The organism is Halomonas sp. ATBC28 (assembly GCF_005937175.1).
Lineage (GTDB): Bacteria > Pseudomonadota > Gammaproteobacteria > Pseudomonadales > Halomonadaceae > Vreelandella > Vreelandella titanicae.
Window position 1 is genome coordinate 1 of the sequence record NZ_VCQL01000189.1, and the last position, 394, is coordinate 394.

Consider the following 394-nt stretch of genomic DNA (forward strand, 5'->3'; position numbering starts at 1 on the left):
ATTATGCGGCGCTGATGGAGACGCTGTTCGACTTTCCCGCGATCCGTGCCGCCGGCCTGACCATGGCGTTCGACGCGATGAACGCGATCACCGGTCCCTATGCGACGGAAATCCTCGAAAAGCGGCTCGGCTTCGCGGCCGGCACCGTGCGCAATGGCACGCCGCTGGAGGATTTTGGCGGCCATCATCCCGATCCCAACCTCGTCCATGCGCATGCGCTGTACGAGACGATGATGGCGGCGGACGCGCCCGATTTCGGCGCCGCCTCGGACGGCGACGGCGCCCGCAACCTGATCATCGGCCGCGGCCGTTTCGTCACCCCGTCCGACAGCCTCGCGATGCTCGCCGCCAACGCGCATCTCGCCCCCGGCTATGCCGCCGGGCTGAAGGGGAT

1 pseudogene is annotated in these 394 nt (G+C 67.8%); it reads left to right on the forward strand.

Features of this window, described 5'->3' with window-relative positions:
* Positions 1 to 394, forward strand: a pseudogene (locus tag E0L35_RS25980) (alpha-D-glucose phosphate-specific phosphoglucomutase); the annotation flags it as partial.